Raw genomic sequence first — 17,229 nt, forward strand, 5'->3', positions numbered from 1 at the left:
CCCTTTTTTTCAGAAAAAATGCATTTGATAGCAGCACCTGCTTCCGGTTTTTGTTTTTTGGGGTGGTTTTAAACCGAATAATGAAATTTAAAATAAAAAAAATATTATTTAGAACTGGGACAGGTAATGCATATTGAGTAAGTGAGCTGGTTTTCTGCGGGTTATACTGGCGAGACCCTACCGGTAATTTTTTTAAAAAACCGGTAAGGACCTACCGAATTACCCGCCTTCTGCTAACCGGTTTACCGTAAAGGGGTCCTCAGCAAAATTCTTTTTATCTTTGGTCCTTCATTCGCAAATCCAACTCCATATGAATACCAATTTTGACCTTACAGACCCTGAAAAATCAGTGGAAGACGCTCGGAAAGCCGCCTTGTTGCTTTCAGTGGGTCGATTAGGGCTGTTTTTTTTGCTGGGTTTTGTATTAATTGTAGGAATTTCCGAATCTCATTGGTCCGCATTGCTGTTTTTGCCACTGAGTGGTTTGTTCGTAGTTTTGATTTTGCGCTTTAACACCCAAAAGGACCGGGAACATTTTTACGAATCGCTCCTGGAAATTCAAAGGATGGGGGAAAAGCGGAAGGAAAGAAAATTGTCTGGTTTCGATCCGGGAGCAGATTTTATAGATCCTAATCATCCCTTTTCGAGTGATCTTGATTTGTTTGGAGAACATTCGCTCTTCCAATTGCTCAACCACACGGTTAGCAATGGAGGACGAAGCAAATTAGCGCAATGGATCAGACATCCCCTTCCGCCTAAGGCAGCCGAAGAGAAAAGGGAAGCATTACTTGAATTGAGCAGCAAAGTAGATTTTTTACTCATATTTGAATCGCTGGGCAAGGCCTTTTTGAAACAAGAAAAGTCCAAAACAACTTTTTATCGTTGGCTTGAAAAACCAATAAGGTGGAGCCCCTTATTCCTATTACCCATGATTATTGGTCCTTCTTTTGGTTTGGGGATTTTGTTGGGGGTGTTATTTGGATGGTTTCCGACGGTGTACCTAAGTATATTTATAGCGGTTGGACTGCTCCTGCTTGGATTGGTCTTTAAGCCTCTGCTTGCCGCGATGAAGGCGCTTCCAAATGACAGTGATCTTAAAACATTACAAGCCTGGGCAAATTTGCTCGAAAGACAAGAATTTGAGCACCCCTTATTAAAGGGGTTTCAGCAACCCGTAAAAAACCACGGCTTTCTTGCATCCATGGCCTTGGATCAATTGGAAAGCCTTACCTTTTTGCTGCAAAACAGGACTAATCTCATGTATCTGATTTTTAACGTTTTTTTCTGGACAGATTTTTTTGTGCTTTACCGATTGGTTCGCTGGCAGAATAGGGTGGGAAGCTATATCCGGGAATGGGAAGAAACATTTGAAAATTGGGAAGCCCTGATTTCGCTGGCCGCTTTTATTAGGGAGGAAAAAATTTCCGCTCCCGTTCATTGGTCCTCAGTGGAGGAGCTACACATGGTTGCGGTCAAACACCCCTTAATTAAGCCAGTGGACTGTGTACCTAATGATTTTAAACTGGAAGAGAAGGATCAGGTCATTCTCCTTACTGGCTCCAACATGTCCGGCAAAACCACTTTTATGCGTACGGTAGGTATTAATCTGGTTTTGGCCGGTATGGGAGTTCCTCCTTTTGCAGCGCAACTTCGCAGTGGTCATTTCCAATTGTATACCAGCATGAGAAATACCGATAGCCTGGGGGAAAGTATCAGTTCGTTTTATGCAGAGCTGGCTCGGATCAAAGGATTGTTGGATCTGGCGAAGGGAGGTAAGCCCATTTTTTACCTGCTGGATGAAATACTTAAAGGAACCAATACTGCGGACCGGATTATGGGTAGCGAGGCCCTGATCCGGCAACTGGCTGGAAGCTCTTCCAAAGGCATTATCTCTACCCATGATATCGAATTGAGTGAAATGGAAAGTAGTCTTCCGTCTCTGATTAATTATAGTTTTCACCATGATATTCAGAAGGAAGAAATTGTTTTTGACTATAAAATAAAAAAGGGCCCCTGCCCTAACTTTAATGCACAAAAGCTAATGGGATTGATGGGAATAAACCTCTCAAAAACAAGTTCAGATAAGGGATAATTTTTTTTGGCATAAATATTGGTATTTTTTATATATAAATTATAACTATCATTAACCAACACCACTATGAGTTCTTTATTGTATTTGATTGCAATTATCCTGGTTATCGGATGGATTATTGGAGCATTTGTTTATAGCGTAGGTGGACTGATTCATATTTTATTGGTCTTAGCTATAATCGCCATACTATTCCGCGTTATAGGCGGCAGGACGGTATAGCCAGCTAACTATTACTGTAAATTAAATAAATGAAAACCGCCGGGAATGGCGGTTTTTTTATTTCCATTCGGTATTTATGCCTATTTTTGGGTTTGCAAACCATGTAAATCAGGCAGATCGTGCAAAGAAATTACCAGCAACAGACCTTAGGCATTTTAGGAGGAGGGCAACTGGGCCGAATGCTCATCCAATCCGCTATAAATTACAACCTGGATATCCACATTCTGGATCCGGACGCGGAGGCCCCTTGTAAAAACCTATGCAGCCGCTTTGTTCAGGGGAGTCTAACAGACTTCAACACCGTTTATGAATTTGGAAAAGAATGTGAGGTGATTTCCATTGAAATAGAGCATGTGAATACCGAAGCGTTGTACCAACTGGAGAAGGAGGGAAAGAAAATATTTCCACAGCCACATATTATCGAATTGATTCAGGACAAGCGAAAGCAAAAACAATTTTACCTGGATAGGGACATCCCTACGGCCCCTTTTGTGCTGACGGAAACCAAAGCAGATGTAAAGCAACACCTGGATTTTTTGCCTGCAGTTCATAAATTGGGGAAAGAAGGTTACGATGGTCGTGGCGTGCAACTCATTCGGTCGGCATCAGACCTTGACAAAGCCTTTGATGCGCCAGGTTTGCTGGAAAAATTTGTCGATTTCGATAAAGAACTTGCCGTTATTGTTGCCAGAAATGAACAAGGAGAGGTAAAAACCTTTCCATCGGTGGAATGTGCCTTTCATCCGGTACATAATTTGGTGGAATTTTTGTTTTCTCCGGCAACCATTTCTCCGGAGACGGATCAAAAGGCACAGTCCCTGGCCCTGGAAGTGATCGAAAAGTTGGATATGGTGGGCTTGCTTGCCGTAGAACTATTTGTAACCAAGGCCGGCGAAATTCTGGTGAACGAAATCGCCCCTCGTCCACATAATAGTGGGCACCACACCATAGAAGCCAATTATACCTCCCAATTTGAGCAGCACCTTCGGGCAGTAATGGGCATGCCACTGGGGGATACCGGTATCCGGAGTGCAGCGGCCATGGTAAATTTGTTGGGTGAAGCCGGGTACACGGGCGAAGCACTTGTAGAGGGAATGGACGAAGCGCTAAAGGAAAAAGGAGTTTACCTTCACCTTTATGGAAAGAAGTTGACCAAGCCTTTTCGGAAAATGGGACATGTGACGGTATTGGAGGAAGATGTGGATCGGCTAAGAGAAAAGGCCCAGCGAATTAAGGAATTAATCAAAATAAAAGCATGAGCAAGGTTAAGGTAGGTATCATCATGGGCAGCCAATCGGACCTTCCGGTGATGGCAGCGGCTGCAGAATTTTTAGAAGCAATGGATGTCGGCTACGAGCTCACGATCGTATCGGCACATCGTACGCCCGGGAGGATGATTGAATACGCTGAGAATGCCAAGGCAAGAGGCATAAAGGTAATCATCGCTGGTGCCGGCGGTGCGGCACACCTGCCGGGAATGGTGGCCTCACTCACCACATTACCTGTAATTGGTGTACCGGTCAAATCATCTAATTCCATTGATGGCTGGGACAGTATCTTGTCCATCCTGCAGATGCCATCGGGCATACCCGTAGCCACAGTAGCATTGAACGGGGCAAAAAATGCCGGAATCTTAGCCGCGTCGATTGTTGGTGCCTTTGAGGAAGAGACGGGGGCCAAAATGGCGACCTTCAAAAATTCACTCAAAGAAAAAGTTGAGGATACCGCTGAAGAGATAGAAAGTAAAGGTTGGAAAACCGTTTTGCGAAACCAAGGGCACTGAGAAGACTTTTTGTCCTATTTAACGTTATTTTCCTAATTTTTTGCTTCCCTTTTCAATGACTACTTCTTTGTTTTCAACCATGATGGCGAAGTCCTCAGGGTGAAGCTTTGGTCCGTATCGTTCGGCATATACGCGGGTAAATGCAGCTCCAAAAAACAGTATCAAACAAGAATACGATACCCATAATAACACCAATACCACAGATCCCGCTGCGCCATAGGTAGAACCGGGTTCAGCAATACCAAAATAAAGGCTCAATAGAATTTTGCCCAGATTAAATAAAAAAGCGGTAATAAATCCACCGAGCCAAACGGAGCGCCAATGAACCTTCATGTCAGGCATAAATTTAAATATCAAAACAAACAGACATCCTAACACACCTGTGGAAAATAAAAACTCCAATACCTGGGCAATTTCTACATAGCCAGGTTCCCATAAACGCGCCAGGTAGGTACTGACCACGGTTAAGGCAGTGGAAACCACAAAGCTGACAATCAATAAAAACGCAATGGCCATGACAAATGCCAGGCTCAAGGCCCGGTCTTTGATGATTTTCCAGTATCCGGCTTTGGGGTCAATTTTTACCCCCCAAATTTCATTCATGGAAATCTGGAGCTGGTAAAACACACCTGTTGCGCCAAACACCAATATGGCAATGCCGAGAATGGTTGCAAAAACGGTCCTACCATCTTTTTGGGTATTTTCTATGATGGAGATCACGGCCCGCGCGGCATCTGCCCCTATGGCCTCAGTGATTTCCCCGGTGATCTGTCCTTGTACGATCTCCGTGCCCCAAATGGCTCCCACTGTATTGATTATAATGATTAACAAACCAGGAAGAGATAAAACGGCGTAGTAAGCGACTACAGCACCCAGTCGCCAGGGATTGTTATCATTCCAAATTTTTGCGGCTTTCCAAAAAAGCCCGGGTAAATGCACGATTCTAAATTTCCCCTTATTCCTGACGGATATATTTTTCTTTCTTATCATTTTAATAGAAATTCAATTTTATCCGGCAATCAGATAATTTATCCGTACAGCATTAACCATGCCCTGCTTTTCACCTGAATCAACTAACGGGCTTTTCATTACTAAAAAATGAATGTTTTAGTTCAATAGCTAGCTGCTAACGAATGATGAATGGGGAGATACTTTGACCTAGGTACTTTGATTGATTTTAAGGGAAATCCAGTTCTATTGGCTTGGTCGTTTCCTGGGGAGAGATTGGCTTTTCCAAATCGGGAATTGCCTCTTCTTTTTGTAATTTATCCCGCTGTACAAACCGATAATGGGTAATACCATAACCCATAAGCAGGCAGGTCAAGAGCACCCAATTGCCAATTACAATTTTTCTATGGATGAGGTGGTAGGTCAGAATTAAGGAAACAATAAAGGCAATGCCAGCAAATAATATCCCCCAACCAAAAACAATGGCGCCGCCAGCCAGGCCCTGATTTTTTCCAGCTTCTATCCATCCCGCAAAAAACGTTCCTGCCAGGAAGAAAACCAGGAGGCAAAGTACATTAAATAAAAGGCTGGCAGGTTTTAATAGTTTTTTCATGGTCAGAAATTAACGGTTTTCATTATTTTCTCTGATTTTTTTACCTCCAAGGTAAAGGTCTGTGCATTTCTGTCTTTATAATCCCCTAATGGGGTCACTTTTACCGTATACACGCCTGGGTTTATTAAAAATTCCTTTCCACGATCATAGGTAAGGCCTCCCGCTACGTTTTTACCAGAGGATTCTTCGGTTAGGGTAACCATACTGTCAATGGATTTGTCCCCTACCCGGGCATCGATATGTGCAGTCCCTGTTTGGAAATCAAACGTAACAGGAGTGGTTCCACCTGACGCTATGGTAACATTCTCAATTTCCGTATAGGTGTCCATACCGTCCATGGCGAGTGCCTGAATGGTGGCTTTATATGTACCGGGGCTCACCTCTACTTCCTTAGGTGCATTATAGGATCGAAATCCCGAATTTCCCGCCGTCAAAACTAATTTCCTGATTCACCAGGCTGTCTTCCCTACTTTCTATGCCAGTAACAGTGACCATTTTCACATCACTTCCTTCAAGGTGGCTTACCTCAAAATTATACTTGCTCGGAGGCAAATAGAAAAAAACCGTGTCTCGGTAGGTGCGGACGCGTATAGGGTTTCTTTTTCCAACGATATCTTAAGCCTCAACAAAGGCATCAATGGGCTTCCCGTTCTTTACAGCATATACCGAAGCGTTGCTTTTTGGTTTGTCTATGGTAGCCGTAGTAGCTTCATTCAAGACCGTTCCCAGGTCGAGGGCATCCGTTGCCGGGAAATACTGTCCCTCACCGGCACTTGCAGCACATTGTAATTGCTCGGTATCTTCATCAACTAAGCCAAACCCAATGATGTGGAACCAAAAATTCAACGTCCCTGAAATCACCCTTATTTCGGTGACCATAAGCCACCAGTCCGATTTTTTTTGGTTTTCCGGAAGGCTATTGACCGAGTTGGTCAACACCTCAGACGCAATCTCCATTTTGGTTTTGCCGCTTACTTTGGTAGTCATTAAAATAGACCGGGAATCAGGACAGTATCTTAATTTTATACGTATAAAGAATAGACAATTCAAATCTTCTTCCCATGAGATCCATATGTGCGTATTCCTTAGTGGTAGTCTTCCTTTTTTCCTGCACCGACACGGAGGAACCCATACTTCCAGCCATGCTTACAGGTACCTGGAGGATGGTTGAATACGAGGAAAACCAGGATGTGGAGCGGGTAGAATCGTTTACGTTTTATGAAAATGGCACCTACGGACAGTGGGTGGAGTATCGGGAGGCTGGATCGGGAGCTTTTTTGGGTTACCAATTCTATGCGGGGGGTACCTACGAGTTGGAAGGGAAGCGAGCGTTAATTCAGGAAAGCGAACGTCTGTTCCAACTGGGGGGAACCTTTTATGGAGAACTAGATCAACTGAGCCCCATCAACCCTAACCCGGAGATATGGGCAGAGTTGTCGCTTAGGGAAAACGGAACAGTTCTTAACATGCACCTCCCCTGCAACCCCGTTTCCTCCGCACTATGTGTCCCCAATAAAACCTTTAACAAACTGGTAGCTTTCTCCAGTGACCTGCTTTGATGCGGATTTTTCAGAACTTGGGTCGCAAAAAAAAATAATACGTGAACGGATCAAAGTCAGGGTGATAATTAGCTCCTTCCGGTGATCTCACCCCCTTCTTGCCAGTCCGACCGTGGTGTGTGGTAAGATTAGTTTCCCGAAGAATCAACCTCAGTAGGTCAATCCAAACCCAAATGGAAACAGCGTATCTTCTTCCGGATATCCGGGAGCATCAGGAGCCTGATCCACTATTGCCTGCGGCTTATTGGCCAGGGCAAAGGGAAGCTTTCCAGTAGGCTTGAATTTCCCGGTAAGGATGTCCAAAAGGGCCGCATCCGTGACGCCAAATGTAGCTAAAATGGCTCCGGCATTGAGGATTCCTGAATTTTCATCCAATACATAAGGTTGTCTGAAATCAATGGCCAACACCGTATTTTCAGGCCCTACCTTTTCCATAATGGTTCGTATGTCCTGTAAAGAGGGGGAAATTTCCCAGGAAGTTGAACCCTCCATATCCGAAAATGCGAGTAAATCCAGTTCCTTAGGATCTGCCCCGCCAAACATGCGCCCGCTCTCTCTTCCGCCACTATTAGATACATTTACACGGATGATCGCAAGTTCAGTACCATCACTGATCGGAGCAAGAATTTCTTCCTCGCCGGAATGGTGATCTCCAGCCACTGCCTTTATGCCAGCCCAGGATCGATCCTTAAATACTTCCGGATTTACTCCCATTGTATAGACCATCAGGGAGTCACCTTCTTCCGGCAGTGTTACAGGAAGGTTCATTTTATTTTGAAGCAATACGATCGATTTTCTTTGCGCGAGATCGGCCTTTCGCTGGTGAGCGGGGTTGCCCAGGAGATATGCCGCCCGATTGGGATCCACGAAAGGATTTTCAAAAAGCCCCAGTTCGAATTGTTCCCGTAAAAGTCTTTCTACCGAAAGATCAAGCCTGCTTTCTGAAAGTTTCCCAGACTGCACCAATTCCAGAAGCTGGCTATTGTCATTGAACCCGGAGAGGACATCCGTACCAGCTTCAATGGCAATGAGTATTTGATCCTCAACACTTTTGTCTTCCAGACCCCATGCCCGATCTCCGATAATGCCGGTATCTGAGTTAATGTATCCTTTAAAACCCAGCTTATTCCTCAGTAACTCCGTTAGAATTCCCTTTGAAAAAGCCATTCCTACGTTGTTGGGCATGTAAGGTTGGCCCACCGGAATGCCATAATAGGCCATGATGGAAGAGGCACCCGCATCAATAGCGGCCTTAAACGGTGCCACGTGGTAATCAAAATTATCAGAAGGATACACCTGATTTTTACCAAAATCGTAATGCGGATCTCCGCCACCTTCCTGTGGTCCCCCACCTGGAAAATGCTTGATGGTCAGCGCAACACTATTTGAATTCAGGTTTTCGCCCTGAAGGTTTTTGACAAGCGTAGAAAGTATATCCGAAGCCAGTTCACTGTCTTCGGTAAAAGTTTCATGCACCCTGTACCAGCGCGGTTCGGTGGAAAGGTCGGCCATGTAGCCATACATTCCACGGATGCCAACCGATGTCCATTCCCTGGCCATGATGTTGGCAAAATCTGCAATCAACTCCATGTCCCGGGTGGCTGCTAGGCCGCTTTCCTTGGGCCAGGCTGAGAATGATCCGGAGGAAACATTTATGCCTGCTCTGGCATCAAAGTCTACATGGTTTCGGGCATTGGACTTAAATACAACCGGTATACCAAGCCTGGTGGTTTCAGCCAATTCCTGGATGGAATTGGTAAACTGGGCCGCTTCAAAGGGACTGATCTCCGCTCCGCCAAAGGAATTGGAGGATTCAGAACGTTCAGGGTTATTTTTCAGCACATTTCTAAAAACAAACCGGGTCATCTTTTCATCCTCTATGAACTGGACCGCACGGTCTGTCATATGGCCATACTCGCCGGCATTAAGGGTATTGATAAGTAGCATGCCTGCTTTTTCCTCCAAGGTCATCTGGCTGAGCAGGTCCTCAATCCGTGAGGCCACCGGCTGACGCCAATCTTCGTAGAGGTCCAGTTGATTGTTTTTATTCAGGTCTTTGAAAGTTAACTGGCCTTCATGCAGGAGGTCAACGGCCCGGGCTTCGAGTTCCGGTTGGTGCGTATAAGTGCCTTGTGCATGGCCCTGAAAGCACAAAAATAAAATGGACAGTCGGAATAGGTTTTTCATGATTTCGGCAATTTACCTTTTTGAATTTGAAGCTGCTGGTCCATGTAGATAATCTTGATTAAAAAGGCAAAATATCGCCCTCGCTATCGTCCGAAAAGGTACTCACGTCGGGCTGGTCATTTTTTTGGCTTCCCGAAGCCGATCCCCCTCCTGTCCCGTTGTTGTCCGGGCTGTTTACCCGCCAGACTTTCACATCTGTATACCAACGTCCGTTGTATTCTCTGCTTTCCACTTCTATGCTGGCTGTAATTTCCTGACCAGGCTGAATGTTAAATTGATCGATTTTATCACCCCATACGGTGAGGCAGACTTTTTTGGGATACTGGCCGGGGGTTTCCATAATATAGTCCCTTTTTCGCCAGGTACCATTTCTACCGTTACCTGATTGTTCTTCAAGTGCCTGAATGATTTTTCCAGTTAGTTCCATGGGTTGTTGGTTGATTGTTGAAAAAACGAAGGTAATTAAAAGGGCTGGGATTTAAAATAGCGCTTGCGATACCTCTCAGATTTTCAATAAATGGAGATTGGTCCGAAGTCGCCGCTCGTTGACCCTGGATTCTTTCCATGGTCCCCCTTACGGAGACACAGACCATTTCTTACAGGGATGAAAACCTGTCTTCATGGAATAGAAGGATGGTACAGGTCAGCTCCGGCTTGAAAACCAAAAACCGGCCAATCCAAATTGATCAGCCGGTTTTTGGTTTCGATTAAATGGGATTATCAGCCCATATTCTTCACAGCATGATCTACTGCTCTGGCGGCAAAAGCCATATAGGTCAAAGAGGGGTTTTGGGTACTGGTGGAGGTCATACAGGCTCCGTCAGTCACGTATACATTGGGGCAACTATGAATCTGGTTCCATTTGTTCAGCACCGAAGTTTCGGGATCCTTGCCCATTCTGGCTCCTCCCATTTCATGGATATCCAGGCCGGGGGCACGTTTGTCATCCCGGGTACGGATATTGGTGAACCCCGCGGCTTCAAACATCTCGGTCATCTGCTCCAGGTAGTCCTTAATCATGGCTTCATCATTGGCATCGTAATCCATGGAAACCTTTAGCTGGGGAATTCCCCAGGCGTCTTTTTTATTCGGATCCAGGCTCACCTGACTTTCCTCTTTTGGGATGGTTTCGCCCATCATGTGTGAACCCACGCGCCAGGGTCCGTATTCCTCCCGAGTAATGGCTTGTTCCAGTTCTTCTCCAATACCGGAATAATCGGTTATCATGCTTCGATGTGCACTGAATCCAGCGGCATATCCCCTGAGAAAGTCGGTTTCCTGTTTGTATACATTTCGGAAGCGCGGGAAATACCCGGAAGTGGGCCTCCTTCCTTCGGTAGTATATTCTTTTAAGCCATCATACTCTCCTGAAATTCCTGCGCGGTAGTTATGAAAGGCCACGTATTTTCCCAGAACGCCACTGTCATTGCCCAACCCCTGAGGAAAGCGGCTGGAGGTAGAGTTCAACAGGATCAGATTGGTATTCAATGCGCTGGCGTTTACAAAAATCACTTTTGCATAATATTCCGTGGTTTCATTAGTATTCGCATCGATCACCCGAACTCCCGTAGCCTTCCCTTTGGCCTCGTCATAGATAATGGAATCAACCACCGCATGGTGTTGCATGGTCAAGTTGCCAGTGTTGGCAGCCCAAGGCAGGGTGGAGGAGTTGCTGCTGAAATAGCCGCCAAAGGGGCAACCCCGCTGGCAAAGGGTTCTGTTTTGGCAAAGGGCTCGGCCCTGCTTGGCATAAAATTCTTTGTTGCCGGTAATGTGGGCGCAACGAGCCACGATGATTTCCCTTTCGGGATAGTTTTTTCGTAGAAAGTCCTTGAAATACAATTCCCCGGCTGTTAGTTCGAAAGGGGGTAAAAACTCCCCGTCAGGAAGGTTGTCCCTGCCGTCCTTATTGCCGGAAACGCCGATAAATTTCTCTACATGGCTGTACCAGGGAGCGATGTCCTGATAGCGAATGGGCCAGTCCACGGCAAATCCATCCCGGGCAGGGCCCTCAAAGTCGAAATCGCTCCAGCGTTGAACCTGCCGGGCCCAAAGCAGCGATTTTCCACCCGTTTGATACCCTCTGATCCAGTCAAAGGGCTTTTCCTGAACATAGGGGTGCTCTTGATCCTTTACAAAAAAATGCTGGGCATCCTCCCGAAAGGCATAGCAGCGACTTACCACTGGGTTTTCCTTTTTGATTTCTTCGGGGATGGCTCCCCGGTGCTCAAATTCCCAGGGCATCTTATTAGTGGTAGGATAATCCTGAACGTGCTTCACTTCCCTTCCTCTTTCCAGGACCAGGGTTTTCAGGCCCTTTTCGCAAAGTTCTTTAGCTGCCCAACCGCCGCTCATGCCTGAGCCGATTACGATAGCATCATAGGTGTTGTCTTTTTTACTATTTATATTCAAATTCGCCATGGCGTACGTTTCTTTTATGCGTTTTCAATCTTTTTGCTTCCGTAAAAGCGAGCCGGCACCAATTCATAAGGCTTGATCTCCGTCATAAAGTATTCAGAATTCAGGTAGCCTTGCAAAGCAAAGCGTTTGGTTGTATTGACAAATCCTATTGCGGACTTTTTTTCTTCTTCTTTTCCGTCCATTGTCAGGGCAGTCCGAAGGCAGTCTTCTGCCTCCGTAGAATTCATTTGAGAAAACTTCTTTCCAAATTGTTCCTTTGAAAAGGCGTCCCATTGCTGAAGGCCTGATACAAATGTTTCCTGCTGCTCTTTATCCAGGCAATCATTGCACATGACCAGGACGAAATCGGGTAGCTGCAATTCTTCACTGGGTTTAAGAACCTTTCCCGGAAAAATAGTATTGATGACTTGGGTCAAAAGCTCTTTTTGAGAAGCGGTAATCTTTAAGTTTTGATGGGCTTGCAAGATGGATTCCTCACTGAAGTCGCAGGCCGGTATCAGGACCACTCCCCCGGTAAGCAGAGCCAACTGCTTCATGGCAGATCTTCTATCCATAATTGTATGTAGATTTAATGATTATTGTCAAACAAGGTATTGATTTTTTGATTAGTTGTTACAGGTTTTTTTTATTGGTGGTATATTACCCGTGAATTGAGTTAATTTTGTGAATTAAACAATATCCTCACCGTACACCTCTATTCCATGTTTCGAATCCTATCTCTCTTGCTTTTAACTGTATTGCCATTGACTCTGTTTGCACAGACCAGAATTTTAGTGCTGGACGCCCAATCTGGAGATCCGATACCCTATGTGTCTCTGAAAGGAAACAATATCGCTGCTTACGTGGTCGACGAAAAAGGACAAGTAAGCCTTTCCCTGGAACAGCCTACCGAGATGCGGTTTTCGCATGTGGCCTATGAGAGTAAGACGCAAACGGTACCCGTTTCGGGCACGTTGACGGTTTCCTTGCAACGGGCAGAGAATTCGCTTTCGGAAGTGGTGGTCAGTTCTTTTGACACGGAAAGACCCCTTTTGGAGCAGGCAGCAGGTATCGCCAGGGTTTCTGAAGCGGATTTGTTTCGGTTCGATGAAACTTCTATGGTCCATGCCTTTAATACCAAGCCGGGCATACGGGTGGAGCAAAGGGCCCCTGCCAGTTACCGTATTTCGATCCGGGGAAGCTCATTACGCGCTCCTTTTGGGGTAAGAAATGTTAAAGTTTATTGGAATGGAGTCCCCTTTACGGCTGCAGATGGCACCACGCCGCTCAACATGCTGGATCTTTCCAATCTGGAAAACACCGAAATCATCAAGGGTCCGGCGGGAAGCATTTATGGTGCCGGAAACGGAGGCGTTATTAATTTTAGCAGTAGTCAGGACATCAATGAAAACAGGATTAGCTCGGATCTTATCTTTGGCGATTTTGGGATGACACGGTACCGTTTTGGACTTTCTCAAAAAATGGAGGAAGGAGGCATCAAGGTGTCCTATGTGAAACAGAAAGCCGATGGCTATCGGGATCATACCGCCATGGACCGCGAAGTTGTTCAACTAACCGGGCATTTCCGGCCCTCTGAAAATCAACGGCTGACGACCCAACTATTGTATTCTGATCTTTTTTATGAATTGCCCGGAGCGCTGACTGCCAGCCAGGTGGAGGAAGATCCCAGCCAGGCCCGACCTGGGTCTGCAGCACAAAATGCATCTATTGACCAACAGTCGATGTATGGAGTAGTTTCTCACGATTACCAGTTCCATCCCAATTTCAGTAACAAGACTTCGATCTATATCAACACCGTAGATTTCGAAAATCCGTTTAACCTGGATTATAAAAAGGAAACGCAGTTTAGTTATGGGGGAAGAACCAGTTTTACCTATGATGCTATCTGGGGATCCATTCCGGTACGATTGATCGGAGGGGGCGAATACCAGTTTTCAAAAACAGCGGCCCAAAACTTTGGCAATCGGGCCGGCCAGGCAGACACCATCCGGTTTAGTGATGAGTTGCAATCGACCACCGCCTTTCTTTTCCAGCAAGTGGAAGCCGAATTATCAGAGCAATTTTTATTAACGCTGGGCTTGAGTGAAAATTTCTCCAGTCTGGATATTGCCAGAAACATTGACGCCATCCGGGGCATGCCGTCTCAGGCCCGTCGTACATTTGATCCGGTAATTGTTCCGAGAATAGCATTGGTTGCGAAATTGAACGCAACGGCAGCTATTCACGGGAGTATTAGTTCAGGCTTTTCTCCCCCAACCATTGATGAGGTGAGGACCAATGAAGGTACCATCAACCTGGACCTGGAGGCGGAGAAGGGGATTAATTATGAGTTGGGGTACCGGTCCAGCTTTAACCAGGGAGGGATAAATGTGGATGTTTCTGCTTTCTACTTTAAATTGGACGAGACCATCACCACCTTTACCAATGATCAGGGAGTGGTGCTGTTTCGCAATGCCGGGGCCACGGATCAAAAAGGAATAGAAGCCTTGGTGGATTATGCCTTGATCCGCAATCAACTGACTTTTATTCAAGAACTAAAGCTTACCCATACCTTTACCGGTCATTATTTTACCTTTGCCAATTTTGTACAAGGAGAAAATGATTATTCTGGAAATGACCTTACCGGAGTGGCTCCGCATACACTGGTAAATCAGATAGATATACGAACCAGACCTGGTTTTTACCTTAATTTCACCCACCAATTTGTGGATGATATTCCCCTGAATGACGCCAATACAGTGTACCAAGAAGCCTATCACCTTCTTAATGCCCGAACAGGCTGGAGAGGTAGTATCGGCACCACATTGGATTTGGAAGTTTTTGCAGGCGTGGAAAACCTATCGAATGCCAGTTATAGCCTGGGCAATGACTTGAACCCATTCGGAGGCAGGTACTTCCAGCCAGCCGCTCCAAGAAACTTTTATGGTGGGATAAAGGTTGGATTGAAATACTAGAAGTAATATAATATTTATGAATAACCGACCCGTATTCAATATCGAAGAAGTCAATAAAATTATCCGAAACCGGCGATCACAATTTGTAGCTCAGTTTAAGGAGGACGATCCGGTGGATGATCGGATTATTATGGAAATGTTGGAAAATGCCAATTGGGCTCCGACCCATAAGCTAACCGAGCCCTGGCGTTTTGTAGTCTTTTCGGGAGAAGGACTTCAGCGGCTTGCTGATTTTCAATCCGATTTGTACAAGGAACGAAGTGAAAAAACCGGAAAATTTATTGAAGCCACCTATACCAAGTTTAAAGAGAATCCACTAAAAGCATCTCATATAATTGCGATCGGGATGAAGAGGGATCTCCGGGCCAACCTTCCGGAAATGGAGGAAATCGCGGCCGTTGCCATGGCGGTTCAGAACATGTACCTCACGGCAAGTGCGCATGGCTTGGCGGCTTATTGGGGGACTGGCGGTCCTACATTCTGGCCGGAAGCCAAGTCTTTTTTCGGTTTGGAAGAAGAAGACATGCTGATGGGATTTTTTTATGTGGCCAAACCAGCCTCCGATCGCTGGCCGGAAGGAAAAAGAAAACCAATTTCAGAAAAAGTTTCTTGGGTAAAGGAATAATGGAAAGGAAAAAGCAAGACATGGGTTTTTCTCCGGGGATTATTGGTTGGAGCCTGCTGGTTCTGCTGTTGATCAGCGCATGCGGGGAGGATTACCTGCCCAAACCAGAGGGTTACAATCGCATTGACTTGCCGCAAAGGGAATTTGAGCCACTAGGAATGGACTTACCCTATACCTTTCAGCACTCCAGGCACCTGCAGGTGGAGCCGGATTCCTTCAACATGGCTGAAAAAACCTGGATCAATTTGCATTATACTTCATTGGGAGCAAGGGTGCACCTTACTTACAAGCCCATTGAGGGGAATAGAGAAAAGCTCAAATCCTTCCTCGATGACGCACTCAATCTGACATTCAAGCATCAAATCAAGGCCTATGGAATTGAGGAAAGCGTGGTCCGGACGCCTACAGGCTACACGGGCTTGGTAGCAGAGCTGAGCGGAGAAGTACCTACCCAGTTTCAATTCTTTGTGACCGACTCTACTTCTCATTTTTTGAGAGGAGCACTTTATTTCAATACAGCCGTTAAAAATGACTCACTGGCCCCTGTCATTGAATATGTTAAAACAGATATGATGCATTTAATAAATACACTGGAATTTAATTGATTAATCCGATAAAATGTTGTATCTTTCATATTGGTATTTTGGATACCGTCCCTCACCCGGCTGATTTCAGAAATACGAAGCCACCTTCTCTCTACGTTCACCATTTGCAATTCACCTATTAATAAATAAGTATGGCTACGCCAAAATTTTCTAAACCTACTCCCAATTTTCATCAGGAATTGAAGAAAAGGGTAAGTGACTATTTCCGGGAAAAACATTTAAGCCGTTACGGAAACAGCCCGCTTTATTTAAAAGCAGGTATCATCGTATTGACCTTTATTCTGCTTTACGTGCACCTTGTTTTCTTTACGCCCTACTGGCCTTTTGCATTGTTAGAATGCCTGCTTTTGGGAGCCATGACTGCTTTCATCGGCTTTAATGTCATGCACGATGGCGCACATGGTAGTTTCAGTGACCGGCCATGGGTTAATAAATTGGCTGGTCTTTCGATCAATTTTCTGGGAGCCAATGTCTTTATGTGGAAAACCAAACACAATGTGGTTCATCATTCCTTTACCAATGTAGAGGGAGTAGACGACGACTTGAATGCCCGCCCTTTTTTGAGACTTTCCCCTACCCAGAAAAAGTTTAAAATTCATCAGTTTCAACATTACTACTTTATTTTCACCTATTCTCTGCTTTACTTATATTGGGTATTTTTCACGGATTATAAAAAATACGTGACCAAGAAAGTCGGAATGGTTCCTATCCAAAAGATGAATCTTTCGGATCATATCAGTTTCTGGAGTTTCAAGGCCATTCATTTGATTTTATTTCTGGTCATCCCCATCTATATGGTAGGATTTAGCCAATGGCTTATAGGTTTCGCCGTTTTCGGATTGTTTGCTGGACTATTGTTGACCATGGTATTTCAATTGGCACATAGCCTGGAAGAAACCGCTTTCCCCTTACCTTCCCCAGCCACCAATAGCCTGGAAGATGAATGGATGATTCACCAAATTCGTACAACCGCCAACTTTGCCACCGACAACAAATTGCTGACTTGGTTTCTGGGTGGCTTGAATTTCCAGGTGGAACACCACCTGTTTCCTAAAATTTCACACATCCACTATCCTGCTATTAGCAAGATAATCAAGCAAGCATGCGGGGAATATAACATCACCTATCTGGAGCATCAGAAATTACGACGTGCTTTTCTTTCCCATTTTCGCCATTTAAGAGTATTGGGAACAGCGTAAGCCATGCGGTAGGATTTGGCTTTC

The 17,229-nt window shown here is 45.3% G+C and carries 17 protein-coding genes; 9 read left to right on the forward strand and 8 right to left on the reverse strand.

What is annotated here, in order from left to right; translation table 11 throughout:
• The first annotated feature begins 310 nt into the window (after positions 1 to 310).
• The 4 genes from GKS34_RS13275 (at position 311) to purE (ending at position 4,094) form a co-directional block, all read left to right on the forward strand.
• Positions 311 to 2,092 carry a MutS-related protein gene (locus GKS34_RS13275; protein ID WP_163385327.1) on the forward strand — a complete coding sequence of 594 codons (1,782 nt, stop codon included), beginning with the start codon at positions 311 to 313 and terminating at the stop codon, positions 2,090 to 2,092.
• A 66-nt stretch (positions 2,093 to 2,158) separates the two neighbouring features.
• On the forward strand, positions 2,159 to 2,311 hold the full coding sequence (locus GKS34_RS13280; RefSeq protein WP_163385328.1) for a lmo0937 family membrane protein: 153 nt from the start codon (positions 2,159 to 2,161) through the stop codon (positions 2,309 to 2,311).
• Positions 2,312 to 2,430: 119 nt separating this feature from the next.
• Positions 2,431 to 3,570 carry a 5-(carboxyamino)imidazole ribonucleotide synthase gene (locus tag GKS34_RS13285; protein WP_163385329.1) on the forward strand — a complete coding sequence of 380 codons (1,140 nt, stop codon included), beginning with the start codon at positions 2,431 to 2,433 and terminating at the stop codon, positions 3,568 to 3,570.
• Positions 3,567 to 4,094, forward strand: coding sequence for a 5-(carboxyamino)imidazole ribonucleotide mutase (gene purE / locus GKS34_RS13290; protein ID WP_163385330.1), 528 nt, complete (start codon positions 3,567 to 3,569; stop codon positions 4,092 to 4,094). The genes GKS34_RS13285 and purE overlap by 4 nt, the downstream gene beginning before the upstream one ends.
• 24 nt (positions 4,095 to 4,118) lie before the next feature.
• Here the strand turns inward: purE and GKS34_RS13295 are convergent, their stop codons facing one another.
• The 4 genes from GKS34_RS13295 to GKS34_RS13310 all read right to left on the reverse strand — a co-directional run bounded on the left by GKS34_RS13295 (position 4,119) and on the right by GKS34_RS13310 (position 6,642).
• The gene (locus tag GKS34_RS13295; protein ID WP_163385331.1) at positions 4,119 to 5,084 is read right to left on the reverse strand and encodes a YihY/virulence factor BrkB family protein; all 966 of its coding nucleotides are present in this window, start codon (positions 5,082 to 5,084) and stop codon (positions 4,119 to 4,121) included.
• Positions 5,085 to 5,271: 187 nt separating this feature from the next.
• Positions 5,272 to 5,655 carry a hypothetical protein gene (locus GKS34_RS13300; RefSeq protein ID WP_163385332.1) on the reverse strand — a complete coding sequence of 128 codons (384 nt, stop codon included), beginning with the start codon at positions 5,653 to 5,655 and terminating at the stop codon, positions 5,272 to 5,274.
• Between the two features lie 2 nt (positions 5,656 to 5,657).
• Positions 5,658 to 6,089 carry a hypothetical protein gene (locus GKS34_RS13305; RefSeq protein ID WP_163385333.1) on the reverse strand — a complete coding sequence of 144 codons (432 nt, stop codon included), beginning with the start codon at positions 6,087 to 6,089 and terminating at the stop codon, positions 5,658 to 5,660.
• A gap of 181 nt (positions 6,090 to 6,270) precedes the next feature.
• Complete coding sequence (locus tag GKS34_RS13310) at positions 6,271 to 6,642, reverse strand: hypothetical protein (RefSeq protein WP_163385334.1); 372 nt, start codon at positions 6,640 to 6,642, stop codon at positions 6,271 to 6,273.
• 74 nt (positions 6,643 to 6,716) lie between these two features.
• Between GKS34_RS13310 and GKS34_RS13315 the strand changes: the two genes are divergently transcribed.
• Positions 6,717 to 7,214: a hypothetical protein gene (locus GKS34_RS13315; RefSeq protein WP_163385335.1), complete on the forward strand. Its 498-nt coding sequence runs from the start codon at positions 6,717 to 6,719 to the stop codon at positions 7,212 to 7,214.
• Positions 7,215 to 7,364: 150 nt separating this feature from the next.
• On the opposite strand, the gene GKS34_RS13320 is transcribed toward GKS34_RS13315, so the two are convergent.
• The 4 genes from GKS34_RS13320 to GKS34_RS13335 all read right to left on the reverse strand — a co-directional run bounded on the left by GKS34_RS13320 (position 7,365) and on the right by GKS34_RS13335 (position 12,376).
• On the reverse strand, positions 7,365 to 9,401 hold the full coding sequence (locus GKS34_RS13320; protein ID WP_163385336.1) for a glycoside hydrolase family 3 protein: 2,037 nt from the start codon (positions 9,399 to 9,401) through the stop codon (positions 7,365 to 7,367).
• Positions 9,402 to 9,459: 58 nt separating this feature from the next.
• Complete coding sequence (locus GKS34_RS13325; protein WP_163385337.1) at positions 9,460 to 9,828, reverse strand: DUF3127 domain-containing protein; 369 nt, start codon at positions 9,826 to 9,828, stop codon at positions 9,460 to 9,462.
• Between the two features lie 293 nt (positions 9,829 to 10,121).
• Complete coding sequence (locus GKS34_RS13330) at positions 10,122 to 11,822, reverse strand: GMC oxidoreductase (protein ID WP_163385338.1); 1,701 nt, start codon at positions 11,820 to 11,822, stop codon at positions 10,122 to 10,124.
• A 14-nt stretch (positions 11,823 to 11,836) separates the two neighbouring features.
• Entirely contained in the window at positions 11,837 to 12,376 is a 540-nt protein-coding gene (locus tag GKS34_RS13335) for a gluconate 2-dehydrogenase subunit 3 family protein (protein WP_163385339.1), read from the reverse strand.
• Between the two features lie 147 nt (positions 12,377 to 12,523).
• On the opposite strand from GKS34_RS13335, the gene GKS34_RS13340 reads away from it, so the two are divergent.
• From GKS34_RS13340 to GKS34_RS13355, 4 genes are all read left to right on the forward strand, one after another.
• Complete coding sequence (locus GKS34_RS13340; RefSeq protein WP_163385340.1) at positions 12,524 to 14,776, forward strand: TonB-dependent receptor domain-containing protein; 2,253 nt, start codon at positions 12,524 to 12,526, stop codon at positions 14,774 to 14,776.
• A gap of 16 nt (positions 14,777 to 14,792) precedes the next feature.
• On the forward strand, positions 14,793 to 15,401 hold the full coding sequence (locus GKS34_RS13345) for a nitroreductase family protein (protein WP_163385341.1): 609 nt from the start codon (positions 14,793 to 14,795) through the stop codon (positions 15,399 to 15,401).
• Positions 15,402 to 15,421: 20 nt separating this feature from the next.
• On the forward strand, positions 15,422 to 16,006 hold the full coding sequence (gldD, locus tag GKS34_RS13350) for a gliding motility lipoprotein GldD (RefSeq protein ID WP_163385610.1): 585 nt from the start codon (positions 15,422 to 15,424) through the stop codon (positions 16,004 to 16,006).
• Positions 16,007 to 16,137: 131 nt separating this feature from the next.
• On the forward strand, positions 16,138 to 17,205 hold the full coding sequence (locus tag GKS34_RS13355) for a fatty acid desaturase family protein (RefSeq protein ID WP_163385342.1): 1,068 nt from the start codon (positions 16,138 to 16,140) through the stop codon (positions 17,203 to 17,205).
• Positions 17,206 to 17,229: the final 24 nt, after the last annotated feature.

It is taken from the genome of Cyclobacterium jeungdonense, from assembly GCF_010994275.1.
GTDB classification, from domain to species: domain Bacteria; phylum Bacteroidota; class Bacteroidia; order Cytophagales; family Cyclobacteriaceae; genus Cyclobacterium; species Cyclobacterium jeungdonense.

What these genes read in the sequence shown, in the direction of transcription:
- GKS34_RS13275 (WP_163385327.1), top strand. Translation starts at nt 311, where the DNA reads ATGAATACCAATTTTGACCTTACAGACCCTGAAAAATCAGTGGAAGAC.
- GKS34_RS13280 (WP_163385328.1), top strand. Translation starts at nt 2,159, where the DNA reads ATGAGTTCTTTATTGTATTTGATTGCAATTATCCTGGTTATCGGATGG.
- purE (WP_163385330.1), top strand. Translation starts at nt 3,567, where the DNA reads ATGAGCAAGGTTAAGGTAGGTATCATCATGGGCAGCCAATCGGACCTT.
- GKS34_RS13295 (WP_163385331.1), bottom strand. Translation starts at nt 5,084, where the DNA reads ATGATAAGAAAGAAAAATATATCCGTCAGGAATAAGGGGAAATTTAGA.
- GKS34_RS13300 (WP_163385332.1), bottom strand. Translation starts at nt 5,655, where the DNA reads ATGAAAAAACTATTAAAACCTGCCAGCCTTTTATTTAATGTACTTTGC.
- GKS34_RS13310 (WP_163385334.1), bottom strand. Translation starts at nt 6,642, where the DNA reads ATGACTACCAAAGTAAGCGGCAAAACCAAAATGGAGATTGCGTCTGAG.
- GKS34_RS13315 (WP_163385335.1), top strand. Translation starts at nt 6,717, where the DNA reads ATGAGATCCATATGTGCGTATTCCTTAGTGGTAGTCTTCCTTTTTTCC.
- GKS34_RS13320 (WP_163385336.1), bottom strand. Translation starts at nt 9,401, where the DNA reads ATGAAAAACCTATTCCGACTGTCCATTTTATTTTTGTGCTTTCAGGGC.
- GKS34_RS13325 (WP_163385337.1), bottom strand. Translation starts at nt 9,828, where the DNA reads ATGGAACTAACTGGAAAAATCATTCAGGCACTTGAAGAACAATCAGGT.
- GKS34_RS13330 (WP_163385338.1), bottom strand. Translation starts at nt 11,822, where the DNA reads ATGGCGAATTTGAATATAAATAGTAAAAAAGACAACACCTATGATGCT.
- GKS34_RS13335 (WP_163385339.1), bottom strand. Translation starts at nt 12,376, where the DNA reads ATGGATAGAAGATCTGCCATGAAGCAGTTGGCTCTGCTTACCGGGGGA.
- GKS34_RS13340 (WP_163385340.1), top strand. Translation starts at nt 12,524, where the DNA reads ATGTTTCGAATCCTATCTCTCTTGCTTTTAACTGTATTGCCATTGACT.
- GKS34_RS13345 (WP_163385341.1), top strand. Translation starts at nt 14,793, where the DNA reads ATGAATAACCGACCCGTATTCAATATCGAAGAAGTCAATAAAATTATC.
- gldD (WP_163385610.1), top strand. Translation starts at nt 15,422, where the DNA reads ATGGGTTTTTCTCCGGGGATTATTGGTTGGAGCCTGCTGGTTCTGCTG.
- GKS34_RS13355 (WP_163385342.1), top strand. Translation starts at nt 16,138, where the DNA reads ATGGCTACGCCAAAATTTTCTAAACCTACTCCCAATTTTCATCAGGAA.